This is a genomic window from Stutzerimonas stutzeri, assembly GCF_024448695.1.
In the GTDB taxonomy this organism is placed as follows: Bacteria; Pseudomonadota; Gammaproteobacteria; order Pseudomonadales; family Pseudomonadaceae; genus Stutzerimonas; species Stutzerimonas stutzeri_T.
Genome location: NZ_JAMOHY010000001.1, coordinates 66,360 through 93,006 on the forward strand (window position 1 = coordinate 66,360; position 26,647 = coordinate 93,006).

Sequence of the window (26,647 nt, forward strand, 5' to 3'; positions counted from 1 at the left end):
CCTTTGCTGTGTCAGTTGGGTTTTTCAAAAGGCTTGTCGAAGGAAATTTGGGGCGACTGCCATGGCCCTTCAACCTTGTACTGAACGCTGGCGAAGCGGGCGACTCTGTTACCCAGCAGCTTATCAACGACAAACAAGGCACCACCGATGGCCGGCGCCCCCACGATCAAGGCGGCCAGCGGCAGATTGTTGCTGACCGGCAACGTCACAAGCAGCTTGGCATCGATCCGGTCATTGGCCATATCCAGTCTGCCATCGAGTTCCAGATCGCTCGACGGCCCGGTCACCGTTATGGGACCTTTCGTCACGAAGACACCATCGGTGGCGACCAGCTCGCCCTTGACGCGATCGTAGCTCAGCCCTTTTCCAAACAGATCGGAAAAGTCCAACCGCAATCGCCGCCCGATGGAATCGAAGTTGAGCAGCCCAAATACCCGCAAGGCTTGGGCGCTACCTTCGATTTCCCGAAACTGGCCGTTGCGCAACCGGGCGTCGATACGACCGGACAGCCTTTTCATACTGAAGAACGCCGGCGATCCGGGCCAACTGCCATCCGCATCGAGATGGAAGCGCTCGCTTGTGGTCGAGGGCGCAAAGCCCCAGGCAAGCAGCACGTCGGCCAGGTTGTCGCCTTCCAAACGCCCCTTGTACCAGCTGCGTGATACGTTCCAGCCACCCGTACCGGCGAGCCGGAGCCCTTTCAACCCCAGATCCAGTGCCGAGAATTCAACACCGTCACCCCGAGGACGCATCTTCAGCGACCAGGCGCCCAGTGGCTGCTCACCTTGCAGCACCTGGGCCACGGCGATGTCCATCGCTGGCAGACTGCGCGGATCAATGCCTGCCAGCGGGTCCTTGTGTGGGGCGTCAGGCTGCGCCGGCTCGGTTGCCGGCAGTCGCAAGTGTGACAGCTTCAGCACGATCGGTGCGCCATCGGCATCAGGCAACTGGGCGTTACCGCTGACTGTCCGGCTTTCCAGTCCCAGCGACCAGGCACTCGAGAGTCGGCGTAAATCCAGCGTGAGGTTATCGACTTTGGTTCCCAGGCCTTCAAAGACTCCTATATCCAGTTGGACACGGCGCAGCAACGAGGCAGCCTGCCGCCCCTGCGGGGCATCATTGTAGGCGTTCAGCAGCGCTTGCCACTCATTCAAATCGACCCGCGGCAGGCGCCCACGCACACGCAAGCCCTGATCGCTGCGCAGGTTCGCAGCGCCACCGCCCAGCACCAGCTCACCACCGCCTTCGGCCCAGCGATTGTCGGGGGCACTGAAGGTCAGTGCAGCCAACGCACCGTGCTTGAGCGTATAGCGCTGGCGCTCACCGCCCAACGTCATACTCAGCGTCGTGTCGCGTCGCTGCCTTGCAGCCTTGGCAAACGGCGCCGGCAGCGTCAGCGTCGTTCCCAACAACGAGGAATCGATCTGCAGGCGGTTGTCAGCGCCGCCCAGCGTCAGGCTCAACTGAAACGGTACGTCGCCCGAAGCCGGCAATGGTTGCTCGATTTTCTGCCAGGTCTTGAGCTGGGCTAGCGACACCACTCCGCCAGCCTCGATACGGGTGACCGGCTTCCCTGGCGTGCCGATGGCGCTGGCCTTGCCACTGACCTGACTGCCCAGCGCACGGGCGCGGATCCCGGACGCACTCAATCCGCGTTCGGTGTCATAGCGAAATTGGCCACTCAGGGCTTCAAGCTGCAGATCGGCCTGAGCGATGAAGAGCGATGCATCATCAGTTGAAAAACCCACCACAACCTTGGGACGCTCGCCCGCGACCAGCGGAATATCCAGCTTGAGCGAACCGCTCAATGAACCCTCGCCTCGCCACCCGGAAAACAATTCTCGGGTACCGATTGGCGCAACCTGCATCAGGGTCAATGCATCCTTCAAGCTACCTTCGACCTGCCCATCGATAGCCAGCCGCAGTGGCCGCTCACTCTGGCCGAGCGGAATCCGGGCCTGAACATCATGCACACGACTGTCGAGCATGCGCCCTTCGGCAAGGCGCACCCGCACCTGACCATCCTCGATCAGCACCTCCCCATGTCCCTCGCGCAAAACTGGCCAGCCTGGCTGGAAGGCGAGCTCGGCATCCCTGACCTTGAAGTACAGGCTCAGACTACGCGCCGTATCGGAAGCCGTTTTGTTCAGCGCACCCTGATACTGGAAATAACCCTGCTCAACGACGCCACCGAGGATCGCTGCCGTCAGCCACTCGCTCAGGGCCGGGCTCAACGCCGGCGAGCGAGTTGGCAGGTATTTTTGCGTATGCCGCGCATCGCCATCGCTGATGCCCACCCGCAGATCCATATAATCCTCGGCCAAGGGATCGCGCATGAGGCGAATCAGAAAATCGCCGGCGATCCGCCCTTCCTCGCCTTCTACCTGCAGATAAGGTGCCGCCAGGGTGAATGCCTGCTCATCCAGCGTCCAGACGAGGCTGCCTCGGCTACGCTGATAATCCCATGGTTGCGCAAACAGCCCGGCAAGATGCAGGCTGAAATCACGATTGTCGAAACGCAGCTCGCCACCGCCGAGATTGCCCTGCACCAGGCCTGTGACGTTGCGCGCAGCAGGAACCCAGTGATGGGCCTCGATGCTCACTTCATCGAGATTGGCGACAAATGCCAGTCGCTCGGCCAGCGGCGCCTGCGCACGATATTCGAGCTGTATATTGCGTAGCGTTCCACTCGGCGCCAGCCCCAGCAGGTATTCGCTGGCGACCTCAGGCATGGGCGCCAGTGCATGGACCAGCGCAGCCAACGGCGCGACGGGCAGTTGATCGAGCTGCAACAGCCAGTGATCATTGGCGGCGTCCTGTTGCAGGACCAGCGAGGTTTCACGCCAATGGGTCTCATCGAGCCTGAAGGCCAGGCCGTGGACCTGAACCCGGTAACCTTCGGCTGAGCGGTCCAGATAGGCTTCAAGTGCCAGATCTTCAATCAGTACGGGCTCGGACTCCAATTGCCCGAGTTCCAGCACCGGTGCCGCCAGATGGGCGACCGCACGTGCGAAGCTCCGCTCGCGCCAGTCCAGCCAGACCTCACCGCCGACCTGCAACCGGTCGAGACTCCAGTTGCTCGTCAGGCTCTCGGGCAACCAGGCGGCCCAATCACTCTGCGGCAACTTGAGATACAGCCGTGCAACGCTGTCTCGCCAGTCCCGTACATCAATTCGTGCCTGAGCATTGAGGCTCAGTGGCTGACCATCGGGCAGTATCAGGCTACCGCTCAGCTGCAGGCGTTCGTTGCGGCTGCGCAACTCCAGGTTGGCATAGGTCAGGGTCAGCGGTGCTTCGTCACGGGCTTCGAGGGTAATCTGACTATCGAGTAGAGACAGGCGGTCTATTCGCTGCAGTTCAGCAATATTGTCGAGCGGGCTTGTCGGCTGACTGTCGCGCTCTGGAAGCCCTTCGATTCGCCACTGTCCATCGGAGTTCTGCACCAGGCTCAGGTGAATACCCGCCAGCTCCACCGATTTGAAGTAGACCCGGCGAGACCAGAGGCTAGTGGCAATATCAGGCTCCAGCGCCAGCCGATCCAGCCGAACCGCTGCACCGCCTTCGCCAAGCACTACGTCATAGGCCAACAGACGCGGCGCAAAGCCGCTCCAGCGTCCCTCCAGCCGCCCGAGACTCACGGGTAACGCAAGCAGTTCACTAGCCCTGTCCTGCACTTCCAGACGGTACTCGGCCACCAGTGGCACCAACTGACGGCCGAGGCTGACATACAGCGCCACCAGCATCAGAGCGATCGCTGCCAGCCAGACGGTGCGGCGCAAAACACCCAGCACAAGGGCAGGAAGCCGGCTCATGCGGACAGGTTCCGCCCGTCAGAGCCGGTCTGGTTGGGCTTTGGCCTATTCAGAGCAGCACCACGTCATATTGTTCCTGCGAGTACATGGTCTCGACCTGAAACTTGATCGAGCGCCCGATAAAGCTCTCAAGATCGGCTACGTTACCGGACTCCTCGTCGAGCAGGCGGTCAATGACTTTCTGATTGGCCAGCACGCGATAGCCTTCAGGTTGGTAGGCGCGCGCCTCGCGCAAAATCTCACGGAAGATCTCATAGCAGACGGTTTCCGGCGTCTTCAACTTGCCGCGTCCCTGGCAGCACATGCAAGGCTCGCACAGCACCTGCTCCAGGCTCTCGCGGGTACGCTTGCGGGTCATCTGCACCAGTCCCAGTTCGGTGATGCCGATGATATTGGTCTTGGCGTGATCGCGCTCCAGTTGCTTTTCCAAGGTACGCAGGACCTGGCGTCGATGTTCCTCATCCGCCATGTCGATGAAGTCGATGATGATGATCCCGCCGATATTGCGCAGACGCAGCTGCCGGGCAATGGCCGTGGCGGATTCGAGATTGGTCTTGAAGATGGTCTCTTCCAGCGTACGATGCCCGACAAAGGCGCCGGTATTGACGTCGATAGTGGTCATCGCCTCGGCGGGATCGATGATCAGATAGCCACCGGACTTGAGCATTACCTTGCGCTCGAGCGCCTTCTGGATTTCGTCCTCGACGCTGTACAGATCGAAAATCGGCCGCTCGCCGGGGTAGTGCTCCAGATGCTCGCTTAACTCCGGCATCAGCTCATCGACGAACTGGCTGACCTTCTGAAAGTTCTCACGCGAATCGATGCGGATCTTCTCAATACGCGGATTGATCAGATCGCGCAGGGTACGCATCGCCAGCGACAGATCTTCATAGATCACAGTCGGCGCGCCGGCGGTTTTCATCTGCTCGTCGATCTGTTCCCAAAGGCGGCGCAGGTAGCGGATATCCATGAGAATCTCATCGCTACCGGCCCCCTCGGCCGCCGTGCGCAAGATGAAGCCGCCGGTTTCCCTGATGCCTTCGGCAGCAACGCACTCGGCCACCACCTGCTTGAGGCGTTCACGCTCGGTCTCATCCTCGATACGCAGGGAAATACCCACATGGCTGGTCCTGGGCATGTACACCAGATAGCGCGAGGGAATCGACAGCTGAGTGGTCAGGCGCGCGCCCTTGGTTCCGATGGGGTCCTTGGTCACCTGCACCACCAGCGCCTGGCCTTCATGAACCAGCGCGCTGATGGGCTCTACGGCATTGCCTTCGCGCGCGGATATTTCCGACGCATGAATAAAGGCGGCGCGCTCCAGGCCGATATCGACGAACGCCGCCTGCATGCCGGGCAGTACCCGCACAACCTTGCCCTTGTAGATATTGCCAACGATGCCCCGGCGCTGGGTGCGCTCGACATGCACTTCCTGCAAGACACCGTTCTCCACCACCGCCACCCGTGACTCCATGGGGGTGATGTTCATCAGGATCTCTTCGCTCATTGTTGTTCTCGGCCTGTGGCGTGATACGTAACAGCCGAAGCTGACAGATAGGCTCGATTCTAACGACTTGAGCGCTCAAGCACAGGGGTCGGACGGCGCTTTTGTCCAGCAGGCAATTCCGAAGGCATCAAGCATCTGCGCCGTCTCGCACAACGGCAGGCCGACTACGGCGGAATAACTGCCCTGCAGGCCGCTGACGAATACTGCACCCAGCCCCTGAATGGCATAACTCCCGGCCTTGTCCTGGGGCTCGCCACTGCTCCAGTAGCGCTCGGCTTCGACAGGCGTAATGGCACGAAACCGTACCTGGCTGGCGACCAGCCGTACTGCACAGTCCGTTTCATTCGCCAGCGCTACGGCAGTCATCACCTGGTGTTCACGCCCGGACAAAACCTGCAGCATGGCCAGGGCATCGGCCCTGTCGGCTGGCTTGCCAAGAATGCGTCCGTCCAGCACCACCGTGGTATCGGCACCCAGCACACAGGCCGAGCGATCGCTGACATGCGCCAGACCGGCCAGCGCCTTTTCCCGCGCCAGGCGCTGAACATAGGCATCGGGCGTCTCCGCGCGATGAGGCGTTTCATCAACGGAAACGGATAGAAGGGAAAACGGAACGCCAATCTGGGTCAGCAGTTCACGGCGTCTGGGTGACGCGGAGGCGAGAAACAATGCGGGCATGCCTGATCCTTATTTAGGGTATCGAAGCAGGTTCGCATATCCGGACGACGCCCGGAAGCCGACGTGCAGGGCACGCCAGCCCGGCACGGTCAGAACTTGAAGTTGACGACCTGATCGCCCTTGAGCGACAGGGTGCGCTGTTGTGTCACACCATTCGAGGTGACCCGAATGTCATAAACACCGCTGTCGAGCATCAGCGAAATGGGCGTCGAGCCCTGCGGCTGTTCGTTGATCAGCACCTGATCGTTGTACTTGTTGCTCCGCACGATAAGCGAATGGGTCTTGCTGTCGCACATTTCATACGGCACATCGAGAATCGCACAGGCCATCATCTTCTTGGCGGTCACGGTGGCCTGAATGCTCATCTGGGCGCTGACGGTGCCATCCATGCTCATGCTTGCTTCGGAGAACTCGGTCTTGGTGCGATAGCCATACCAGCTGGGGCTGAGCTTCAGATCCTCGACCTGGTCACGAATATCCTCGCCAAGAACCCGCTCATAGTGATCGAGTACCCACTGGGACATCCGTCCATCGTGCTCGTACCCGGCCAGACAGGCAGCCAGGCTCTTGGTGGTCGAGCAGCGGAATGAAACCGACTCGTTGAAATAGAGCGTCTTGTCCAGGCGCCGCGCAATCGACTGAATCTTCTTGCTGTTGCGCTTGCGTACTTCGGAGGCCAGCTGCGCCTTCAGGCGCTCCACATCGCGGGCCGCCTGGGAGAAGCTCAGCTGCTTGGCACTCAGGTCCTTCTCCACCGACTGGACGCGCTGAAGCGCGGTCTGCTCGTCATCAGCGCTGCGCTTGTAGTCTTCGAGCAACGTGTCGAGGCGCTCGCGGTTGCTGCTTTGGGCGAAGAAATCTTCCAGCTCCATGCGAATCAGTCTCTTCGCATTGCTCGATTGCAGAGCGGCTGCGCTTTGCGCGCTCTTCTCTACGCGCAAGGCGTCTTCAAGGCTCTGCTTCTCGGCCAGGATAGCGTCCAGTTCGGCAATCTTGGCTGCCAGCTGCTCGGACGACTGTTCCCCGCCGCTCTGCACCGCCTTGCTCAGGGGTGCAATCTGTGGCTGCGCGCCCTTGCCAGAGATGGCAGCGCTGTCCGCCTGGGAGTAGCCACTGCCTACCGCGAGCATCATGACCAGCGCACCGAAGAAACTGGCCCCCGCCAGTAGCGCCTTCGCCCCAGTGAACACTCCGTTCGGCTTGGAATAACTCGAAACGCCCGTATCCATAACCCATTCGCCCGTATTGTGCTTAGCGTTGATATTTCTAATTATAAGTTTCAGGCCTGCGTGGCCTTTAGCTATTAAGGGTGTGGATAATTTCAGAAAAGGCCTGACGGCACAAGGATACAAGCGCCGCAGCCCCATTGCAGGACACAGCGCTCAATAGACATTGAAACGTCGGCGCATCCACTGCAGGGCGATGACAACCCAGGGCCAGAGCAAGGCGCTCACCGGTACCGGCACCAGAAACAGCAGCGTCGGCGGGCGATTACCGGTCAGCGTATTCAGCCACAGCTGCACCAGCTGCCCGATACCGAGAATCACCATCAGCACCAGACTCTGCTGCATCAGGGGGAACATGCGCAGTCGCTGTTGCAGGCTGAGCACAAGAAAGGTGATCAGAATCAGCGGCAATCCGTTCTGCCCCAACAACGTACCGGACAGCACATCGAGTATCAGACTGCAGACAAACGCTGCCGCCATTGCTCCCCGATACGGTAAGGCAATCGCCCAGTATGCAATGACCATTGCCAGCCAGAGCGGACGCCCGAGCCCGGTGCTGTAAGGCATGGGCGCGACGGAGAGCAGAAGCGCAACCACCAGAGTCAGCCAGATGACCCAGCTACCGTTCGTCCGTCCGCTGCTCATGGTCGCGACTCCGTGCTGGCCGGGGAAGCTGCCGGCGTTTCCGGTTCGGCCACGGGAGCCTCCGGAGCGGGCTGCGCAGCCGCTTCACGATCCGCCGTTGCCTGCGCTTGCGCCGCATCCGAGGCGCGCTCCTCTGGCGTGCGCGAGTCGCTGAAGACCAGTAGCAGGTAGCGACTGCGATTGAGCATTGCCGTTGGTGCCGCGCGAACGATGGAGAACGGTTGACCGGAGCCTCGCACCACCTCGGTAACCTGGGCGACCGGATAGCCGCTGGGGAAGCGCTGCCCCAGGCCGGAGCTGACCAGTAGATCGCCTTCCTTGATATCAGCCGTCTCGGCAACATGGCGCAATTCGAGATAGTCAGGGCTACCCGTCCCCACGGCAATCGCGCGCAAACCGTTTCGATTGACCTGCACCGGAATGCTGTGGGTGACATCCGTCAGCAGCAACACCCTGGCCGCATAGGGCATCACCTCGACCACCTGCCCCATCAGCCCGCTGGCATCGAGCACCGGCTGGCCGACGAACACGCCATCCTGCGCACCCTTGTCGATCAGGATGCGGTGCGTAAAAGGGTTGGGGTCAAGACCAATCAGCTCACCGACGATCACTTTGTCATCGACCAGCGCAGCAGAGTTGAGCAGTTCACGCAAACGCACGTTTTGCTCGGTGAGCATGGCCAGCTTCTGCAAGCGCCGCTGCAACAGCAGCGCTTCGGCCTTGAGCTTTTCGTTTTCAGCCACCAGGCTGCTGCTGCTGCTGATCTGCTCAGTGGCTCGCTGCCAGGTACGCACCGGCAGATCGGCCAGCCAGTAGAAGGGTGTCAGCACCAGCCCCATCTGGCTACGAACAGGCTTGAGCGTGTCGAAGCGCGCATCCACCACCATCAGCACGACACAGACCACGGAAAGCACCAGCAGGCGCACTCCGAGCATGGGTCCCTTGGCAAATAGCGGTTTGATCGGCGAATCCTCACGACTGCAGGCTTCAAACTTGACGCAACAAGCCGAAAGCAGGCTCAAACCCGCTTTCGGCTTGCACCTGGAGCTTACTGGTTGTCGCTAACAAGGTGTTTGCAAAAATGGCAAGCGATGGTCACGCAAGCTGAACGCGACATCGCCGAGCGCAGTCATTTGCAAGCCCCTCTCTCTTACTCCGTGGACAACAGATCCATGGCGTGACGATCCATCATCTCCAGAGCCTTGCCACCGCCGCGCGCGACGCAGGTCAGGGGCTCTTCGGCCACGATGACCGGCAGCCCGGTTTCCTGTGAAAGCAACTTGTCCAGATCGCGCAGCAGCGCGCCACCACCCGTCAGCACCAGGCCGCGCTCGGCGATATCCGAGGCCAGCTCCGGTGGAGACTGCTCCAGCGCGCTTTTGACCGCCTGAACGATGGTCGCCAGCGACTCTTGCAGAGCCTCGAGCACTTCGTTGGAGTTGAGGGTAAAGCTGCGCGGCACACCTTCAGCCAGGTTACGGCCTCGCACATCGACTTCACGCACATCATTGCTCGGAAAGGCCGTACCGATTTCCTGCTTGATGCGCTCGGCGGTGGATTCACCAATCAGGCTGCCGTAGTTGCGGCGCACATAGGTCACGATGGACTCGTCGAAACGATCACCACCAACGCGCACAGACTCGGCATAAACCACGCCGTTCAAGGAGATCAACGCGATTTCCGTGGTACCGCCGCCAATATCGACGACCATCGAACCACGCGCCTCGTCAACCGGCAGACCGGCGCCAATCGCAGCGGCCATCGGCTCTTCGATCAGGAACACTTCGCGCGCACCAGCACCCAGAGCCGACTCGCGGATGGCACGGCGCTCCACCTGAGTGGATTTGCAAGGCACGCAGATCAGCACACGCGGGCTTGGCTGCAGGAAACTGTTTTCATGAACCTTGTTGATGAAGTACTGCAGCATTTTTTCACAAACGCTGAAATCGGCGATAACGCCGTCCTTCATGGGGCGAATGGCGTTGATATTGCCAGGTGTACGACCCAGCATGCGCTTGGCGTCGGTACCTACCGCCACAACGCTTTTCTGATTGCCGTGAGTTCGAATGGCAACCACGGACGGCTCATCCAGGACGATGCCCCGGTCACGCACATAAATAAGAGTATTGGCAGTGCCCAGGTCGATCGACAGATCACTGGAAAACATGCCACGCAGTTTTTTGAACATGGGAAATGGCCCTGGGGCAAACGCGTGGGGAAAAAAGTGCCGCAAACTCTAACAATGGTGCGAACTTAGGGCAAGGCGCGCGTCCACACCCGACCGGCGAGGCGTGAGCCATTCGGCTTAAAGTCGACGAATAAGGCGTGCGAAGGGGTCTCTTCCAAACCGCAGCCACGCTACCGGGAAACCCCTCGGGCATGTAAGATTAACAGCTTTTCGGGCTCTAACAGGCCATTGAGAAACTACCTGCGAATGCCCGCTGCCTTGGCTCAGACCTGCCGCCTGGCGCGGATTATGGTCGACGCAGGTTGCACCCGATTCGCTTTGCGCTGGAGAAACCGATGGCGATTGAACGCTCCGAGGTGGAAAAGATTGCTCACCTGGCCCGTCTGGGCCTGGCTGAGGCCGATCTGCCCCGCACCACCGAGACCCTGAACAACATCCTCGGTCTGATCGACCGCATGCAGGCTGTCGATACCAGTGGCGTCGCGCCGCTGGCTCACCCACTGGAAACTCACCAGCGCCTGCGTGCCGATGAAGTCACCGAGCGCAACCAGCGCGACGCCTACCAGGCCATCGCCCCGGCTGTGGAAGACGGCCTGTATCTGGTTCCACGGGTGATCGAGTGATGAAGGACACCGACATGCATCAACTGACCCTCGCCGAAATCGCTCGCGGCCTTGCCGACAAGCAATTCTCTGCCGAAGAACTGACGCGCAGCCTGCTGGCGCGCATCGCCCTGCTCGACCCGCAGCTCAACAGTTTTATCACCGTCACCGAAGAACTGGCGCTTGAACAAGCGAAAGCCGCCGACAGCCGTCGCGCTGCCGGCGAGCATGGCGCCCTGCTCGGCGCACCCATCGGCCACAAGGACTTGTTCTGTACCCGGGGCATCCGCACCAGTTGCGGCTCGAAGATGCTCGACAACTTCACCGCGCCCTACGACGCCACCGTGGTGGAAAAACTTGCCGCCGCGGGGATCGTCACCCTCGGCAAGCTGAACATGGATGAATTCGCCATGGGCTCGGCCAACGAATCCAGCCATTACGGCCCGGTGAAGAACCCCTGGGACCTCACCCGGGTACCGGGCGGCTCCTCCGGCGGTTCCGCCGCCGCCATCGCCGCACGCCTGTTGCCAGCCGCTACCGGCACCGATACCGGTGGCTCGATCCGCCAGCCGGCAGCACTGACCAACCTTACCGGCCTAAAACCGACCTATGGCCGCGTCTCGCGCTGGGGCATGGTCGCCTACGCTTCCAGTCTCGACCAGGCCGGCCCCATGGCGCGTACCGCCGAAGACTGCGCCTTGCTGCTGTCTGCCATGGCCGGTTTCGACCCCAAAGATTCCACCAGCGTCGAACAACCGCTGGACGACTACCTTGCAGCGCTGAGCCAGCCGCTCGCCGGCCTGCGCATCGGCCTGCCGAAGGAATACTTCGGCGCCGGCCTGGACCCGAAAATCGCCGACGCAATAATGACCGTGGTCGATGAGCTGAAAAAGCTTGGCGCCAGTGTCAAAGACATCAGCCTGCCGAACATGCAGCATGCGATCCCTTCCTACTATGTAATCGCACCCGCCGAGGCCAGCTCCAACCTGTCGCGTTTCGACGGTGTACGCTTTGGTTATCGCTGTGAAAGTCCGGTGGATCTCACCGATCTCTACAAGCGTTCGCGTGCCGAAGGTTTTGGCGACGAGGTCAAGCGCCGCATCATGGTCGGCACTTATGCGCTGTCCGCGGGTTACTACGATGCCTACTACATCAAGGCCCAACAGGTTCGCCGACTGATCAAGAACGACTTCATCAGCGCCTTCTCTGAAGTGGACGTGATCCTCGGTCCGACCACGCCAAACCTGGCCTGGAAGCTGGGCGAGAAAAACGCAGACCCTGTTTCCGCCTATCTGGAAGACATCTACACCATTACTGCCAACCTGGCCGGCATTCCTGGTTTATCCATGCCCGCCGGCTTCATCGACGGCCTGCCAGTGGGCGTGCAGTTACTGGCACCCTACTTCCAGGAGGCGCGCCTGCTCAACGTGGCGCACCAGTACCAGCAAGTCACCGACTGGCACACCCGCGCCCCGACCGGATTCTGAGGAGATTGAAGATGCAATGGGAAACCGTGATCGGGCTGGAAATTCACGCGCAGCTCGCCACCCAGTCGAAGATCTTTTCCGGCAGCGCCACCACGTTCGGCGCCGAGCCCAACACCCAGGCCAGTCTGGTTGATCTCGGCATGCCCGGCACGCTGCCGGTACTTAATGCCGAAGCGGTACGCATGGCCTGCAAGTTCGGCCTCGCCGTCGACGCCGAAATCGCCGGCCAGAACGTCTTCGCGCGCAAGAACTACTTCTACCCGGACCTGCCCAAGGGCTACCAGACCAGCCAGATGGATCACCCCATCGTCGGCAAGGGCTTTCTCGACATCACCCTGGAAGACGGCAGCACGCGGCGCATTGGCATCACCCGTGCGCACCTGGAAGAGGACGCTGGCAAAAGCCTGCACGAAGACTTCCATGGCATGAGCGGTATCGACCTCAACCGCGCCGGCACGCCGCTGCTGGAGATCGTCTCCGAACCGGACATCCGCAGTGCCAAGGAAGCGGTGGCCTACGTCAAGGCGATGCATTCACTGGTGCGCTACCTGGGCATCTGCGACGGCAACATGGCCGAAGGCTCGCTGCGCTGCGACTGCAACGTCTCGGTGCGCCCCAAAGGCCAGGCGGAATTCGGCACCCGCGCCGAGATCAAGAACGTCAACTCGTTCCGCTTTATCGAAAAAGCCATCAACCACGAAGTGCAGCGGCAGATCGAGCTGATCGAGGACGGCGGCAAGGTGGTGCAGGAAACCCGCCTGTACGACCCGAACAAGGACGAGACGCGCTCCATGCGCAGCAAGGAAGAAGCCAACGACTACCGCTACTTTCCCTGCCCCGACCTGCTACCGGTGGTGATCGAGCAGAGCTTCCTCGACGAGGTCCGCGCCAGCCTGCCGGAACTGCCGGTGCAGAAGCGCGAGCGCTTCGAGCGCGAGTTCGACCTGTCCGCCTACGACGCCAGCGTACTCTCGGCCAGCCGCGAACTGGCCGACTACTTCGAACAGGTCAACAACACCTGCGGCGACGCCAAGCTGGCGGCCAACTGGGTGATGGGCGAGCTGTCCAGCCTGCTCAACAAGGAAGGCCTGGAGATCGAGCAGTCGCCGGTGTCCGCCGAGCAGCTGGGCGGGATGATCCTGCGCATCAGGGATAACACCATCAGCGGCAAGATCGCGAAGATGGTCTTCGAGGCAATGGCTGCAGGCGAAGGTTCGGCCGACGAGATCATCGAGAAGAAGGGCCTCAAGCAGGTCACCGACTCGGGCGCCATCGAAGCGATGCTCGACGAGGTACTGGCCGCCAATGCCGAGCAGGTCGAACAGTACCGAGCCAGCGACGAGGCCAAGCGCGGCAAGATGTTCGGTTTCTTCGTCGGACAGGCAATGAAGGCCTCGAAAGGCAAGGCCAACCCTGGCCAGGTGAACCAACTACTGAAGCAGAAACTCGAAGGCTAAGCGCAGCCGCGCACAGGGCCGAGCGCGTTCGGCCCTGTGCGCGGCGGCCGAATAAATTGCTGATGCCTCAATAACCGGTTGCCCACTTTTGTGGGAGCGAACTTGCCCGCGAGCTTTTGGCGGTGGATTCGCTGCTGGCACAAAAAAGCAGAGCTCGCGGACAAGTTCGCTCCACCGTGAGGGCCTCTGTTTTCGTTGATCAACCGACAGTGAAGGACACCCCATGCACCTGGGAACATGGCACCTGGTCCCGCTTCTGCTTGCCCTGCTCGTTTCCGGCTGCGCCGAGCGTGTACCTGCCCCTGCAACACAACCGGACACCAGCGCTACCCGGCAGGACAAGAGTCGCTTCAGCCAACAAGGCAAAGCCTCTTTCTATGCCCGCATGCACCATGGCCAACGCACTGCCAACGGCGAGACCCACGACCAGAACGCCATGGTGGCGGCCCACCGCTCCCTGGCATTCGGCACGCAGGTCAGGGTGACCAACGTGCGCAACGGCAAGCAGGTAACCGTGCGCATCAATGACCGCGGCCCCTTCGTGCGCGGACGCATCATCGACCTCTCACGCGCGGCTGCCGAACGGATCGGCATGATCGATCAGGGAATCGCCCGCGTACGCATCGAAACACTCGAATGACAGCACTGACCTTTGTCTATCTGATTGCAGGCTTGGTATTGCTCGTTCTCGGTGCCGAGAGCCTGGTACGCGGCGCGGTAAAACTGGCAGAGCGCCTGGGCATATCCGCCCTCGTGATCGGCCTGACCGTCGTCGCTTTCGGCACCAGCGCGCCGGAAATGGCGGTCAGCGTTCAGGCATCCTTGAGCGGCAGCGGCGATATTGCGGTCGGCAATGTGATCGGCAGCAACATCGCAAATATCCTTCTGATTCTCGGTCTTTCCGCGCTGGTGGCGCCTCTGGTGGTCTCCCGACAGCTGGTGCGCCTGGATGTGCCGGTCATGCTGGCTGCCGGCGTGCTGGCCTTTGCACTGGCCTGGAATGGCAGTATCAGTCGACTGGACGGCTGCATTCTGCTGGCTTTCCTGCTGCTCTATACGGTGTTCCTGGTGATCGCCAGCAAGCGCGAGGCCCGTTCCGACGAGCGCCATTCAGATGACGACGAAACCCAAACCAAACCACTGAGCTGGCTCACCCAGCTTTTCCTGATAGCGCTGGGGCTTGGCTTGCTGGTGGCTGGCTCGCATTTGCTTATCGAAGGCGCAGTATCCCTGGCGCGCGCACTCGGCCTGTCTGAGCTGGTGATCGGTCTCACCGTGGTGGCAGTCGGTACATCCATGCCCGAACTGGCGACCTCTCTGATGGCCGTTTATCGCGGCGAGCGTGATATTGCCGTGGGCAATGTAGTGGGCAGCTGCATTTTCAATCTGCTGCTGGTGCTGGGTGCCGGCGCTGTAGTCACGACTGAAGGGTTATCGATTTCGCCCAACGCACTCGCTTTCGATTTTCCGGTCATGCTGGCGGTCTTTGGCGCATGTTTGCCGATCTTCTTCTCAGGCTACCGAATCAATCGCTGGGAAGGCGCGATGTTTCTAGGCTATTACATGGCCTACACGCTCTACTTGATCATGTTCTCAGCCGGCCTGCCGGCGATCGAACTGCTGCGCCACGCAATGACCTGGTACGTATTTCCCTTGACTGCCATTACGGTTTTGGTGATCTTCCTGCGCGCCTGGAAACACCAGCGCTGATACCCCCCTTTCTGGAGCCTGTTCCTGTGTCCGTAATGACATTCGTCTATCTGATTGCCGGCCTGGTGCTGCTTGTTGCCGGCGCCGAAGTACTGGTTCGCGGTGCGGCCAAACTGGCAGCACAATTCGGCATTCCGCCCCTGGTCATCGGCCTGACCGTGGTCGCCTTCGGCACCAGTGCACCGGAAACCGCTGTCAGTGTGCAGGCGGCCTTCAACGGCAGTGGCGACCTGGCCATCGGCAACGTAATCGGCAGCAACATTGCCAACGTGCTGTTGATCCTCGGCCTGACAGCCCTGGTTGCACCGCTGATTGTTTCCCGCCAACTGATTCGTCTCGACGTGCCCATCATGATCGGCGCCAGCCTGGTCACCTATGCCCTTGCCTGGGACGGCTCGCTGAGCCGCCTCGACGGTGCCCTGCTGTTTGCCGCCGTCGTGGCCTATACGCTCTTTCTGGTCATCAGCAGCCGTCGCGAAAAAGCTGCCGAGGCTGATGACGAGTTTGCCAAGGAGTTCGGACTGGACGAGCCCGCCAAACCCTATGCCGGACTTATCAATGCAGGCCTGGTAATCGCCGGTCTGGTGCTGCTGGTGCTGGGCTCGAACTTCCTGGTCGAGGGGGCCGTGGAGCTGGCTCGCGCACTGGGCCTGTCGGAACTGGTAATCGGCCTGACGGTAATCGCCATCGGCACTTCGCTGCCGGAGCTCGCGACCTCGATTCTCGCCGCCATACGCGGGGAGCGCGACATTGCCGTGGGCAATATTGTGGGCAGCAACATTTTCAACCTGCTCTGCGTACTGGGCCTTGCTTCGCTCGTATCGCCACAGGCAATTGCCGTCTCGGCGAACGCGCTGGCCTTCGATTTCCCGGTGATGATTGCTGTCGCCGTTGCCTGCCTGCCGACCTTCTTCGCCGGCTATACCATCAATCGCTGGGAAGGCCTGCTGTTTATCGCCTATTACATCGCCTACACGCTGTATCTGGTGATGAGCAGCACCGGACGACCCTTTGCCGAAACCTTCGGCGACGCGATACTCGGCTATGCCCTTCCGCTGACCGCCATTACCCTGATCGTCATCGCCGGTCGTGCCTGGAAAAGGCAATAGCGGCCACTGCCACAGGCTGCAAGCCAGGGGGCTTGCAGCCTGCTGCCTTCCGCGCTATTCCAACCCACTCAGTAACAAAAGCCCGGCATTGATGGTGAGCGCCGACGACAACGTGGTAATCACAATGATGGTCGCCGCCAGTCGATAGTTTGAGTTGACTGCACGTGCCATGACGAAGCTGGCGGCTGCCGTGGGGCTGGCGAAGTAGAGGAAAAGGATACCCAGGTCTGCGCCTCGGAAGCCCCAAAGCCAGGCGCCGAACGTGGCCAGCAGCGGTAGCCAGAGCATCTTCATCAGGCTGGCGCTGATCGCCGTATCGCTGCTTTCATGCAGCGCGTTCAGCGACAGGGTCCCACCGATGCAGATCAGCGCCAGGGGCAGGCTCAGCTGGGCAAAATATCCTGCTGAAGTCAGCAGCCAGTCCGGCAACATTACCTGCCAGTAGGCAAAGGGAATTGCTGCCGCGACCCCGATGATCAGTGGATTACGCAGAATGCTCAGGCACACCGAGCGCAGACTGGCGTTGCCGCTGGGGCTGTAGATGGCCAGCACCACCACCGAGAGCGTGTTGTAGATAATGATCACCACCCCTGCGAGCACGCTGCCCAGCGACAACCCGTAGTCACCGTAGAGGCTGCCCGCAAGCGCCAAGCCGACGATGCCGTTATTGCCGCGAAAGGCGCCCTGCACATACACGCCACGATCGGCCTGCGGACAGCGCCACAACGCCCAGCCCCAGGCAAGCAGAAAGCTGGCGATGGTGGCCAGTACAAAATAAAGGATCAACGTCGGCTGCAAGGCAGTAGCAAGATCAGCCTGAAGGATCGAAAGAAACAACAGCGTCGGCAGGCTGCCCTTGAACACCAGCGTCGAGGCGCTGCCAATAAAGGCGCTATCGATCCAGCCGATGCGCTTGAGCACGACGCCAAGAAACAGCATCGCAAATACTGGAGCGGTAACGCCCAGCGTCTGAACGACAAGGGAAGGCATGGATAGGCTCGGAGAGTAGGAGACTGAGGGCGCTTGTCGGATCGGTGAAGCCTAGTCCGACTTGCAACAGCACGGAGTCCCGCTTTTTGCAGGTCGGATTAGCCGAAGGCTTAATCCGACGATCGGAAGGCAGCCCGACTGTCAGGCTACCGTCTTACAGGCCGTTTCTGCAGTTTGCGCTGCAGGGTACGTCGATGCATGCCCAGCGCGCGGGCGGTGGCGGAGATATTGCCGTCGTGCTCGCCCAGCACGCGCTGGATGTGTTCCCACTGCAGGCGGTCCACCGACATCGGATTCTCCGGAACCAGCGTATCCAGGTCAGCGTGCCTGGAAAGCAGCGCGGCAAGCACGTCATCGGCATCGGCGGGCTTGCACAGGTAGTTGCAGGCCCCACGCTTGATGGCTTCGACGGCCGTGGCAATGCTCGAATAACCGGTCAGGATCAGCACCTTCATCTCCGGGTCCAGTTCGAGCAGCTTGGGCAGCAATACAAGCCCCGAGTCGCCTTCCATCTTCAGGTCCAGCACCGCGTAATCGGGCGTCTCCTGCCTGGCCATCTCCAGGCCTTCCTCTGCCGAACCGGCGATGCTGACGTGCAACCCCCGACGACTCATGGCGCGCGCCATGACACGGGTAAAGGTCGGATCATCATCCACCAGCAGCAGGTGGGGCTGATCTTCACCGTCGTGCTGCAACTCTTCGGTCATCTATGCATTCCTCGCAATTGGGTCACGTCAGTGATCAGGCCCGTACCGAGCCGTGCGGCAGTCTCAATTCGGTCAGGGCGCCGCCATCTTCATGATTGTAGAGTTTCACAGTCCCGCCGGCACGTGTCACGCTCGCCTGACTGAGAAATAGTCCCAGACCAAACCCCTTGCCCTTGGTGGTAATGAAGGGTCTGCCGATTTGCTCTGCAATCGCCAGCGGCACGCCAGCGCCGTGGTCTCGAATGGTCAGCTTGATCCATTGCGCATCCCAGTCCAGTCGAATATCCAGATCGTCCGGGCTGGCATCGGTGGCGTTATTCAATAGATTGAGCAGCGACTGCCCCAGGTCCGCCGGGGGCATCAGCCGTGGCGGGCTGCCCTTGCCCAGGCACTGAAAACGATAGGTCGCCTCCGGTCGCATCAGGTGCCAGCGCTGCATCACCGACTCCACCCATTCACGTGCATTCTGCTCGACGATAGCCTGCCGACGATCTGCCTCGGCAGCGCGCACCAGCTGTCGCAGGCTCTCCTTGCACAGCTGAACCTGGGATTGCAGCAGTGCAAGGTCTTCATTCAGGGGCTGCGGCTGCTGGTATTCCTGGCGCAGCTCCTTGAGCAGCACACTCATAGTCGCCAGCGGCGTGCCCAGTTCATGCGCGGCCCCGGCAGCCTGAGTCGCCACCGCCAACAGTTGCTGGTCACGCATGCTTTCCTCGCGGCGCTGGGCCTGTAATTGCTCCTGGCGCCTTAACTGCTCGGCCATGCGGGCGACGAAAAAGGTGATCAGCGCAGCGGCCAGCGCAAAGCTTAGCCACATGCCATAGACCAGCAGCGTGGTGCGATCGACCGGCGGCACGATAATGGGGTCATACCAGGCCAGCATCAGCGTATAGCCGGCCAGCGCCAGGCCTGAGAGGACAATCGAGTACAACCACGGCAAGGTCGCCGCAGCGATGGTCAGCGGTACCAGGTAATAAGATACAAACGGATTGGTCGAGCCGCCCGAGTAATACAGCAGGGCACTGTGAATCAGCAGGTCGGTCGCCAGATGGAAGGCATATTCCTGCTCGGTTACCGGCCAGGGGCCACGCAGCCGCAGCGCGGTGACCAGGCAGATCACACCAGAAACCGCCAGCGTCACCCCAAGATGCAGCCACGGCAGCACAACCAGCTGCGTGGCATAGGCAAGGCCGACCGCGCCTGCTTGGGCGGCAAGAACAAGGATGCGGATCAGGGTGAGCAGACGAAGATTCTGCCGGCTTGCCGACAACAGCTGAACGGATGCGTACATGGGGTCTCCAATCGATTCGCGAGTATAACCAAGCGCCCCGAAAGGCACCCTGTCTGCGGCAATGAGACGCATGGAAAATCTGCGCAACCCTTCTCAACGGGATAAAGTCAGGTGCCGCCCACTTGCCCCCTCCAGGAGTCATCATGTCTGCCTCTTTTGTCCGTCCAGTCACCTTAATTGCCTGCCTGGCCTGCCTCCCGGCAATCGCCGACGATCAGCGCTACAACCAGATATCCCTGCGCGCCGAAGCCACCAGCGAAGTGGCCCACGACCGCATGCACGTCACGCTCTACAGCGAGGCCCAGCACCAGGACCCGGCGCAGCTCGCCGCGCAGACCACGCAGACCATCAACAAGGCGCTGCAACGCGCCCGCCAGACTGGTGAAGTGGTTGTCAGCCAGGGCAGCCGCAGCAGCTATCCGGTCTACGAGGAAAAGGGCCAGCAGATCACTGCCTGGCGCGAACGTGCCGAGCTTCGCCTTGAGAGCAGTGACTTTGCCGCTCTCTCCAAGCTCACCGGTGAGCTGATGCAGGACCTGAAGATGGGCAGCATGCACTTCAGTGTCTCCGACGCGATCCGCAAGCAGAACGAAGATGCCCTGCTCAAGGACGCCATTACTGCCTTTCGCGCCAGGGCACAGCTGACCACCGAAGCACTGGGTGGCAGCGACTACCGGATCGTCAACCTCAACCTGGGCAGCGGTGGCGGCTACCAGCCGGTGATGCGCAGCATGGCGATGAAGAACATGGATGCCATGGCAACCCCGGAAATCGAGGCCGGCACTCGCCAGGTCAGCGTCAATGCCGACGGCATCATCGAAGTGCTGATGCCGTAACAACCCACAAGGGACGGCCTGACCTGAGACCAATTCGCGGCATGTGATGCGCTCGCGGTCACTCTGCAAGCGCATCAATAGATGCCGGCGTGCCAATTGTTACGCTGTCGCCGAGCTCTCGAAAAATACTCGTAACAAATTGAAACAATTGCTCAGACCTTTGAAAATAGGGCTTTCCAGCCTGGTCGAGCAAGCAAATAGCCATGGTGGTAAATCTTTTGTAAGGAATTCCTATTCGCGAATAACTATCATGCGCACCGGAATGATTCTCAACAACAAAGGATCCGCGCATGTACGTCCCCTTCACCCGCTCGGCACTGGCTACTGCTCTTGTCGGTTGCGGCCTGAGCTTGTCAGTTTTTGCTGAAACAACCCCGGTAAACCTGGACGCGATGGTCGTCAGCGCCTCCGGTTTTGAACAGAAGATCACCGATGCTCCGGCAAGTATCAGTGTAATTACTGGTGAAGAGCTAAAACTTAAGCGAGTCGCCAGCCTGGCCGACGCTTTGGCTGATGTCGAAGGCGTGGACGTTAACGACAACGCCGGTAAGACCGGCGGCCTGAATATCAGCATCCGCGGCATGGGTAGCGCCTATACGCTCATCCTTATAGACGGACGTCGTCAGAACGCAGCAGGGGACGTGACACCGAACGGTTTCGGCGAAACCAAGACTAGCTTCATGCCACCCATTTCGGCCATCGAACGTATCGAAGTCATCCGTGGCCCAATGTCCACGCTCTACGGCTCCGATGCCATGGGCGGCGTTATCAACATCATCACCAAGAAGGTCGGCAAGGAATGGGGGGGCTCGGTTAGCGCCGAGACAACCTTGCAGGAGCACCAAGAATACGGTGACAGCCGTGCCACCGAAGTCTACCTTAGCGGCCCTCTTATCGAGGACAAGCTTGGCTTGACGTTGCGCGGCAAATATTTCGAGCGTGACGACTCAAATATCGAGTACGACAACTCAGCGACAGGCGAAACCGTGGCGCCCGGTATGGGTGCCAATCCGGTCGGGTCGGACATTTGGAACGCAGGCGGTCGTCTAACCTTTACGCCTAATGCTGACCACGACATTAGCCTAGACTACGAACAGAACAAGCAGTGGTACGACAATAGCGAAGGACAGATGGGCACCCTGGGCGCCGCGGGAGGCTACGAGGAAGAGCAGCGCTACAACCGCGAACAGTACAGCCTCTCCCATACCGGTCGTTTCAGCTTTGGTACGCTGGATTCCAGCCTAATGCGCAGCACCACCGAAACCAAGGGCCGCCTGATCCCCGCACTGCTCAACACGCCGGGCATCGTCGCTGGCGGGCCGCGAAAGCTGGAATCGGAAAACACCATCTTCGATACCAAGTTGATGATGCCTATCGGTGACCACAACCTCACAGTCGGGGGCCAGTACTGGGAAGCCGAGATGCTCGACGGCGTGGTGCTGGATAAATTCGAGCACCGCATGAAATCGGTATTCGTAGAGAACGAATGGCGCATGCTCGACAGCCTTGCTCTGACTGTCGGTGTTCGTCGTGACGATCACGACAAGTTTGGCAGCCACACCAGTCCACGCGCCTACCTCGTCTGGAATGCCAGCGACAATTGGACACTTAAAGGTGGTGTCAGCGAAGGCTTCAAGGCGCCGGACCTTGAGGACCTGGCTGACGGTATCAACGGCTTTGGCCGTCAGGGCCGCATGCCTCTGATCGGCAACCCAGACTTGCAGCCGGAAACCAGCCGTAGCAGTGAGTTCGGCGTCTATTTTGACACTCTGGAAAACTTCAACGCCAATGTGACGCTGTTTCACAACAAGTTCGAAGACAAGCTATCCACCACCACAGTGGACAACTGCCGTGTAAATAACAGTGCAAGCTGCGTGGATATCGGGCCGGGCTGGGAAGCCGCAGCGCCGACCTTCTCTAAGGCGGTCAACGTCGATGAAGCCGTCACCAAGGGTGTCGAAATCGCAGGTCGCTGGCGATTCGCTCCTGCCTGGAGCCTTAGCGCCAACTACACGTACACTGATACCGAGCAGAAGAGTGGCGTCAACAAGGGTTGGCCGCTCAACAGCACACCCGAGCACATGGTCAACGCCAAGCTTGACTGGCAGGCAACCGACCGTCTGAGCACTTGGCTGCGTGGCGAGTACCGCAGCGAGCGCTTCCGCCGCACCGGCGTAGCACGCGACTACGGCTACGATGCTTTTGGTGACTACAAGGCCTACACCCTGTTCCACCTCGGCGGCAGCTACAGGGTTAGCGATAATCTCGACGTCAGCGCGACCATCTACAACCTGTTCGACAAGGACTTCATCGATTACCAGCCCTACGCCAGCAACGCTGCAGGCCTTGTTGCCTACGGTAACGAATACAACAACAACCAGGAACGTCGTCGCCTCTGGCTCTCCGCTACCTACAACTTCTAAGCACTAGTATCGGCCCGCATCATGCGGGCCGATGCAAATGTATAGTGTTGGTAAATCATTCGCATTTGTGCACCGATTGTTTCTAGAATCCTTCCTCAGGATTTCGCTGCATTAAGGCTTCTCGATGCTCCCCATCCCCTGGCTCGGCACTCTGCGCCAATGGCACTGGATCAGCTCTGCGCTGTGCCTGGTTGGCATGCTGCTGTTCGCGGTGACAGGCATCACGCTCAACCATGCGGCGCAGATCGAGGCCAGCCCGCAAGTCATCGCACGCACGGCCTCATTGCCGGAATCCCTGCAGCAACGCTTGTTGGCCGATCAGCCTGTCGAGGGCCTGCCGAACGAACTGCAGGCCTGGCTGGAAAGCGCGCTGAACATCGACCTAACGAGCCGCGAAGCGGAATGGAGTGACGGCGAGTTGTATGTCGCCCTGCCCCGTCCCGGTGGTGATGCCTGGCTGAGTCTGGTGCTGGAAACCGGCGAGCTCGAATATGAATCCACCGACCGTGGCTGGGTTTCCTACCTCAACGACCTGCACAAGGGCCGTAATACCGGAACGGCCTGGAGCTGGTTCATCGATATCTTCGCCGCAGCCTGCGTGGTCTTCAGCCTGACCGGGCTGCTGCTGTTGCAACGCCACGCGGCGGGACGCCCGACAACCTGGCCACTGGTGGGGCTGGGGCTGGTCATTCCGCTGCTGCTGGCGCTGCTTTTCATTCATTAAGGACTCCTCATGCCCAAACGCTTGCTGCTGCCCCTCGCCCTGCTCAGCGCTCCCCTGCTGGCGGCGGACATGGACGTGACCGTGGAAATCCCACGCCTGCAGGTGGCCGAATACCACCGCCCCTATGTGGCGATCTGGCTGGAAAAACCGGACCAGAGCCATGCCGCCGATCTGGCAGTGTGGTACGACCTCAAATTGAAGGACAAGGAAGGCGAGAAATGGCTCAAGGACCTGCGCCAGTGGTGGCGTCGCAGCGGTCGCAGCCTGGAAATGCCGGTGGACGGCCTCAGCGCAGCGACCCGCGCAGTGGGCACTCACAGCCTGAAATTCAGCGATAGCCGGACGCCCCTGCAAGCTCTGCCCGCTGGCGAATACCGCCTGGTAGTGGAAGCGGTGCGCGAAGTCGGTGGCCGCGAGTTGCTGCGCCTGCCGTTCAGCTGGCCGCCGCAGCAGACCGAGACCCAAAGCATTCAAGGCGAAAGCGAGCTGGGCGCCATCACACTCACGCTCACCCCCTGACAGACCGTTGAAAAACTACCTGCGTTGGCAATACGGCGTTAAAAACAGGCTCGGACTGCTCATTTAGATCACTAAACTCCGCGTCCTCGCCTGTTTTTGCCTTGTCTTGCCTGCCTCGCCTACGTTTTTCAATCGGCCTGTTTAACAATAAGGAAGCCCACCATGAACCCCATGATCAAATGGACCACCCTGGCCCTCGCCATCTGCCTGCCGCTTTCCGCCCAGGCGCACCGAGCCTGGATGCTGCCCTCAGCCACCGTTCTTTCCGGAGACGAGCCCTGGATCACCGTGGACGCCGCCGTTTCCAACGACCTGTTCTACTTCGAGCATGTGCCGCTGCGCCTTCAGGGCATCGGCGATGCAGCCCAGGCACCCGCTGGCGGCCCGCCCGGCATGCGCGCACGCCCGACCCCGGCACTGCAGATCGTCGCCCCGGACGGCTCGCATGCGAGCGCCCAGAATGGCAGCATCGGCCGCTATCGCAGCACCTTCGATGTACAGCTCAGCCAGAAAGGCACCTACAAGCTGGCCGTCGCCAACAGCGGCCTGTTCGCCAGCTGGAAGGAAAAAGGCGAGCTGCGCCGCTGGATGGGCACCGCAGAGAATTTCGCCAAGGACGTGCCGGCCAACGCCGAAGATCTCAAGATCAGCCAGACCAGCAGCCGCATGGAAGTATTCGTCACCTCCGGCAACCCCACCGAAAGCGTGCTCAAGCCCACCGGCCAGGGCCTTGAACTGGCGCCAGTGACCCACCCCAACGACCTGTTCGCCGGGGAAGCCGCCGAGTTCGTCTTCCTTCTGGACGGCAAGCCCGCTGCCGACGTGGAGATCAGCGTGATACCCGGCGGCAACCGCTACCGCGATCAGTTGGGCGAGATCAATGCCAGCACCGATGCTCAGGGCAAGGTCAGCATCACCTGGCCGCAGGCCGGTATGTACTGGCTGGAAGCCGAGCTGAAGACCGACAAGGGCGTGGCCAAGCCAGCCACCGAGCGGCGCGCCAGCTACAGCGCCACGCTGGAAGTCCTGGCCCCCTGAGCCATTCGGGCTGGACCGGCCAGGTCCAGCCCGAATGCCCGGCCAGGCATACGCACAGCGCTGCACACTATGCCGACTCCCCATCAAGCCGAGACACCCTGACGTGCTTCGCTCCTTCCCGTCTGCACGCTACGCCCCCCTGCTGGCCTGCCTGACACTCGCGGTCCTGCTGCTGTACTGGCAACCGGCACGAGAGCTATCGGCCCTGCTGGTGGTTGTCGCCTACCTCGTCTTCTGCCTGCATATCCGGGCAAGGCATCGCCGCACCCACAACCTTTCTGCCGGCGACAGCAGCGCATGGCTGATCGCCTATGCCAGCCAGGGCGGCCAGGCGCAAGAGCTTGCCGAGCGCAGCGGCGAACAGCTGCGCCATGCGGGCGTCGCGGTGGAAATCCAGCCATTGAATGCGCTGGACCGGAACGCCCTGCCCCGACGGCAGCGGGTGCTGTTTATCGTCAGTACCTATGGCGAGGGCGAGGCGCCGGACAATGCGGCCCGCTTCGAGCGACAGCTGCTGGCAGTCGACTGCGATCTGTCCAATGTCGAGTTTGCCGTGCTTGCCTTGGGCGACCGTCAGTACCGACACTTCTGCGGTTTCGGCCGGCGACTCGACACCCGGTTGCGCGAACTGGGCGCCCAACCGCTGTTCGACCGGCTGGACGTTGACCGCGCCGAGGCCGGTTCGCTGCGCCATTGGCAGCACCAGCTGGGGCATATCAGCGGGCACAGCGATTTCAGCGACTGGCAGCCGGCGCCCTATCAGCCATGGCAACTGGACAGTCGTGAACGGCTGAACCCCGGCAGTCTCGGCGCTCCAATCTTTCAACTGCGCCTTCGCCCCGAGGCCGGGATGCCGCACTGGCGCGCAGGCGACATCGCCGAGGTCGGCCCGCAGCATTCACTGGCAGCCATGACGGAAGTGCTGGAGCAACTGGGGTTCGCCCCACACCAGCTATTGGAGAACGAGCAAACCCTGGCCGGCGCCCTCGCCTCGCGACGCCTTCCCCCTGAGCTTGAACAGCTGCGAGGCTGCACTATCGAAGCGCTGCTGGCCCTGCCGCAACTGCCCCATCGCGAATACTCCATCGCCTCGATTCCCGCCGAAGGCGAGGTACAGCTACTGGTACGCGAAGCCCGGCACGCGAATGGACAACCCGGTATCGGTTCAGGCTGGCTCTGTCAGCATGCGGCGATTGGCGACAGGCTGGACCTGCGCATTCGCAGCAACCCGGGTTTTCACGGGCCGGCGCCACAGGTGCCGATGATCCTGATCGGCAACGGCACGGGGCTGGCCGGATTGCGCGCGCACCTGCGCGAACGTCTCGGTACAGCGTCACGCAACTGGCTGCTGTTTGGCGAGCGCAACGCCGCCCACGACACCCTGTTGCATGACGAGCTGCAGGGCTGGTTGCAAGCAGGGCATTTGCAGCGGCTCGATCTGGCCTTTTCCCGCGACCAGGCGCAGAAAATCTACGTCCAGCACCTGCTGCGCGATGCCGCGGACGAACTGCGTCGCTGGGTTGCCGATGGCGCGGCCATCTACATCTGCGGCAGCCTCGAAGGCATGGGCCGCGAGGTCCAGCAGATACTGGTCGGTCTGCTGGGCGAGGCACAGCTCGATGAGCTGAGCGAGCAGGGACGCTATCGGCGCGACCTGTACTGACCACGACGCCGGAAAAGCTTCGCCCCGAGGGCAGA

At 61.1% G+C, this 26,647-nt stretch carries 23 protein-coding genes; 12 read left to right on the forward strand and 11 right to left on the reverse strand.

Annotated features, from left to right (window positions below):
* Positions 1-11: 11 nt before the first annotated feature.
* The 7 genes from NAV32_RS00355 to mreB form a co-directional block, all read right to left on the reverse strand.
* The gene (locus tag NAV32_RS00355) at positions 12-3,812 is read right to left on the reverse strand and encodes a YhdP family protein (protein ID WP_256050759.1); all 3,801 of its coding nucleotides are present in this window, start codon (positions 3,810-3,812) and stop codon (positions 12-14) included.
* A 49-nt stretch (positions 3,813-3,861) separates the two neighbouring features.
* Entirely contained in the window at positions 3,862-5,319 is a 1,458-nt protein-coding gene (rng, locus tag NAV32_RS00360) for a ribonuclease G (protein WP_256050761.1), read from the reverse strand.
* Positions 5,320-5,394: 75 nt separating this feature from the next.
* Positions 5,395-5,997 (reverse strand): Maf family protein, encoded by a 603-nt coding sequence (locus NAV32_RS00365; protein ID WP_256050763.1) that lies wholly within the window; start codon positions 5,995-5,997, stop codon positions 5,395-5,397.
* Positions 5,998-6,086: 89 nt separating this feature from the next.
* Positions 6,087-7,226 (reverse strand): PEGA domain-containing protein, encoded by a 1,140-nt coding sequence (locus NAV32_RS00370; protein WP_256050765.1) that lies wholly within the window; start codon positions 7,224-7,226, stop codon positions 6,087-6,089.
* Positions 7,227-7,379: 153 nt separating this feature from the next.
* Complete coding sequence (gene mreD / locus NAV32_RS00375) at positions 7,380-7,868, reverse strand: rod shape-determining protein MreD (protein ID WP_256050767.1); 489 nt, start codon at positions 7,866-7,868, stop codon at positions 7,380-7,382.
* Entirely contained in the window at positions 7,865-8,803 is a 939-nt protein-coding gene (mreC, locus tag NAV32_RS00380; protein WP_423836408.1) for a rod shape-determining protein MreC, read from the reverse strand. The genes mreD and mreC overlap by 4 nt, the downstream gene beginning before the upstream one ends.
* 215 nt (positions 8,804-9,018) lie before the next feature.
* Complete coding sequence (gene mreB / locus NAV32_RS00385; RefSeq protein ID WP_256050769.1) at positions 9,019-10,056, reverse strand: rod shape-determining protein MreB; 1,038 nt, start codon at positions 10,054-10,056, stop codon at positions 9,019-9,021.
* 335 nt (positions 10,057-10,391) lie between these two features.
* On the opposite strand from mreB, the gene gatC reads away from it, so the two are divergent.
* From gatC to NAV32_RS00415, 6 genes are all read left to right on the forward strand, one after another.
* Positions 10,392-10,679: an Asp-tRNA(Asn)/Glu-tRNA(Gln) amidotransferase subunit GatC gene (gatC, locus tag NAV32_RS00390; protein ID WP_256050780.1), complete on the forward strand. Its 288-nt coding sequence runs from the start codon at positions 10,392-10,394 to the stop codon at positions 10,677-10,679.
* Between the two features lie 14 nt (positions 10,680-10,693).
* Positions 10,694-12,145 (forward strand): Asp-tRNA(Asn)/Glu-tRNA(Gln) amidotransferase subunit GatA, encoded by a 1,452-nt coding sequence (gatA, locus tag NAV32_RS00395; protein ID WP_256050782.1) that lies wholly within the window; start codon positions 10,694-10,696, stop codon positions 12,143-12,145.
* An 11-nt stretch (positions 12,146-12,156) separates the two neighbouring features.
* Positions 12,157-13,602 carry an Asp-tRNA(Asn)/Glu-tRNA(Gln) amidotransferase subunit GatB gene (gene gatB / locus NAV32_RS00400; protein ID WP_256050784.1) on the forward strand — a complete coding sequence of 482 codons (1,446 nt, stop codon included), beginning with the start codon at positions 12,157-12,159 and terminating at the stop codon, positions 13,600-13,602.
* A gap of 223 nt (positions 13,603-13,825) precedes the next feature.
* Positions 13,826-14,242: a septal ring lytic transglycosylase RlpA family protein gene (locus tag NAV32_RS00405; protein ID WP_256050786.1), complete on the forward strand. Its 417-nt coding sequence runs from the start codon at positions 13,826-13,828 to the stop codon at positions 14,240-14,242.
* Positions 14,239-15,312, forward strand: coding sequence for a calcium/sodium antiporter (locus tag NAV32_RS00410; RefSeq protein WP_256050788.1), 1,074 nt, complete (start codon positions 14,239-14,241; stop codon positions 15,310-15,312). Before NAV32_RS00405 ends, NAV32_RS00410 begins: the two co-directional genes overlap by 4 nt.
* A gap of 26 nt (positions 15,313-15,338) precedes the next feature.
* Complete coding sequence (locus NAV32_RS00415) at positions 15,339-16,421, forward strand: calcium/sodium antiporter (RefSeq protein WP_256050790.1); 1,083 nt, start codon at positions 15,339-15,341, stop codon at positions 16,419-16,421.
* Positions 16,422-16,475: 54 nt separating this feature from the next.
* Here the strand turns inward: NAV32_RS00415 and NAV32_RS00420 are convergent, their stop codons facing one another.
* The 3 genes from NAV32_RS00420 to NAV32_RS00430 form a co-directional block, all read right to left on the reverse strand.
* Complete coding sequence (locus tag NAV32_RS00420; RefSeq protein ID WP_256050792.1) at positions 16,476-17,411, reverse strand: AEC family transporter; 936 nt, start codon at positions 17,409-17,411, stop codon at positions 16,476-16,478.
* 146 nt (positions 17,412-17,557) lie between these two features.
* Positions 17,558-18,118 carry a response regulator transcription factor gene (locus tag NAV32_RS00425; RefSeq protein ID WP_181085512.1) on the reverse strand — a complete coding sequence of 187 codons (561 nt, stop codon included), beginning with the start codon at positions 18,116-18,118 and terminating at the stop codon, positions 17,558-17,560.
* Between the two features lie 34 nt (positions 18,119-18,152).
* Positions 18,153-19,409, reverse strand: a complete 1,257-nt coding sequence (locus NAV32_RS00430; RefSeq protein WP_256050795.1) for an ATP-binding protein — start codon at positions 19,407-19,409, stop codon at positions 18,153-18,155.
* A gap of 143 nt (positions 19,410-19,552) precedes the next feature.
* Here NAV32_RS00430 and NAV32_RS00435 point away from each other — a divergent pair, with 143 nt between their 5' ends.
* Positions 19,553-20,245, forward strand: a complete 693-nt coding sequence (locus NAV32_RS00435; protein WP_256050797.1) for an SIMPL domain-containing protein — start codon at positions 19,553-19,555, stop codon at positions 20,243-20,245.
* A gap of 58 nt (positions 20,246-20,303) precedes the next feature.
* Here the strand turns inward: NAV32_RS00435 and NAV32_RS00440 are convergent, their stop codons facing one another.
* Positions 20,304-20,537: a hypothetical protein gene (locus NAV32_RS00440; protein ID WP_256050799.1), complete on the reverse strand. Its 234-nt coding sequence runs from the start codon at positions 20,535-20,537 to the stop codon at positions 20,304-20,306.
* Between NAV32_RS00440 and NAV32_RS00445 the strand changes: the two genes are divergently transcribed.
* The 5 genes from NAV32_RS00445 (at position 20,536) to NAV32_RS00465 (ending at position 26,612) form a co-directional block, all read left to right on the forward strand.
* A complete protein-coding gene (locus NAV32_RS00445; RefSeq protein ID WP_256050801.1) occupies positions 20,536-22,668 on the forward strand; it encodes a TonB-dependent receptor domain-containing protein in 2,133 nt (710 codons plus the stop codon). The two genes, NAV32_RS00440 and NAV32_RS00445, sit on opposite strands and share 2 nt — an antisense overlap.
* Before the next feature lie 124 nt (positions 22,669-22,792).
* Positions 22,793-23,392 (forward strand): PepSY-associated TM helix domain-containing protein, encoded by a 600-nt coding sequence (locus NAV32_RS00450; RefSeq protein ID WP_256050803.1) that lies wholly within the window; start codon positions 22,793-22,795, stop codon positions 23,390-23,392.
* Between the two features lie 9 nt (positions 23,393-23,401).
* Complete coding sequence (locus NAV32_RS00455) at positions 23,402-23,911, forward strand: DUF2271 domain-containing protein (RefSeq protein WP_256050805.1); 510 nt, start codon at positions 23,402-23,404, stop codon at positions 23,909-23,911.
* A 162-nt stretch (positions 23,912-24,073) separates the two neighbouring features.
* Positions 24,074-24,949: a DUF4198 domain-containing protein gene (locus NAV32_RS00460; protein WP_256050807.1), complete on the forward strand. Its 876-nt coding sequence runs from the start codon at positions 24,074-24,076 to the stop codon at positions 24,947-24,949.
* Positions 24,950-25,052: 103 nt separating this feature from the next.
* On the forward strand, positions 25,053-26,612 hold the full coding sequence (locus NAV32_RS00465; RefSeq protein WP_256050809.1) for a flavodoxin domain-containing protein: 1,560 nt from the start codon (positions 25,053-25,055) through the stop codon (positions 26,610-26,612).
* Positions 26,613-26,647 lie beyond the last annotated feature (35 nt).

Bases quoted from the DNA above. Each gene is read 5' to 3' on its own strand.
- NAV32_RS00355 (WP_256050759.1), bottom strand. From the start codon at position 3,812: ATGAGCCGGCTTCCTGCCCTTGTGCTGGGTGTTTTGCGCCGCACCGTC.
- rng (WP_256050761.1), bottom strand. From the start codon at position 5,319: ATGAGCGAAGAGATCCTGATGAACATCACCCCCATGGAGTCACGGGTG.
- NAV32_RS00365 (WP_256050763.1), bottom strand. From the start codon at position 5,997: ATGCCCGCATTGTTTCTCGCCTCCGCGTCACCCAGACGCCGTGAACTG.
- NAV32_RS00370 (WP_256050765.1), bottom strand. From the start codon at position 7,226: ATGGATACGGGCGTTTCGAGTTATTCCAAGCCGAACGGAGTGTTCACT.
- mreD (WP_256050767.1), bottom strand. From the start codon at position 7,868: ATGAGCAGCGGACGGACGAACGGTAGCTGGGTCATCTGGCTGACTCTG.
- mreC (WP_423836408.1), bottom strand. From the start codon at position 8,803: ATGCTCGGAGTGCGCCTGCTGGTGCTTTCCGTGGTCTGTGTCGTGCTG.
- mreB (WP_256050769.1), bottom strand. From the start codon at position 10,056: ATGTTCAAAAAACTGCGTGGCATGTTTTCCAGTGATCTGTCGATCGAC.
- gatC (WP_256050780.1), top strand. From the start codon at position 10,392: ATGGCGATTGAACGCTCCGAGGTGGAAAAGATTGCTCACCTGGCCCGT.
- gatA (WP_256050782.1), top strand. From the start codon at position 10,694: ATGCATCAACTGACCCTCGCCGAAATCGCTCGCGGCCTTGCCGACAAG.
- gatB (WP_256050784.1), top strand. From the start codon at position 12,157: ATGCAATGGGAAACCGTGATCGGGCTGGAAATTCACGCGCAGCTCGCC.
- NAV32_RS00405 (WP_256050786.1), top strand. From the start codon at position 13,826: ATGCACCTGGGAACATGGCACCTGGTCCCGCTTCTGCTTGCCCTGCTC.
- NAV32_RS00410 (WP_256050788.1), top strand. From the start codon at position 14,239: ATGACAGCACTGACCTTTGTCTATCTGATTGCAGGCTTGGTATTGCTC.
- NAV32_RS00420 (WP_256050792.1), bottom strand. From the start codon at position 17,411: ATGCCTTCCCTTGTCGTTCAGACGCTGGGCGTTACCGCTCCAGTATTT.
- NAV32_RS00425 (WP_181085512.1), bottom strand. From the start codon at position 18,118: ATGACCGAAGAGTTGCAGCACGACGGTGAAGATCAGCCCCACCTGCTG.
- NAV32_RS00430 (WP_256050795.1), bottom strand. From the start codon at position 19,409: ATGTACGCATCCGTTCAGCTGTTGTCGGCAAGCCGGCAGAATCTTCGT.
- NAV32_RS00435 (WP_256050797.1), top strand. From the start codon at position 19,553: ATGTCTGCCTCTTTTGTCCGTCCAGTCACCTTAATTGCCTGCCTGGCC.
- NAV32_RS00445 (WP_256050801.1), top strand. From the start codon at position 20,536: ATGTACGTCCCCTTCACCCGCTCGGCACTGGCTACTGCTCTTGTCGGT.
- NAV32_RS00440 (WP_256050799.1), bottom strand. From the start codon at position 20,537: ATGCGCGGATCCTTTGTTGTTGAGAATCATTCCGGTGCGCATGATAGT.
- NAV32_RS00450 (WP_256050803.1), top strand. From the start codon at position 22,793: ATGCTCCCCATCCCCTGGCTCGGCACTCTGCGCCAATGGCACTGGATC.
- NAV32_RS00455 (WP_256050805.1), top strand. From the start codon at position 23,402: ATGCCCAAACGCTTGCTGCTGCCCCTCGCCCTGCTCAGCGCTCCCCTG.
- NAV32_RS00460 (WP_256050807.1), top strand. From the start codon at position 24,074: ATGAACCCCATGATCAAATGGACCACCCTGGCCCTCGCCATCTGCCTG.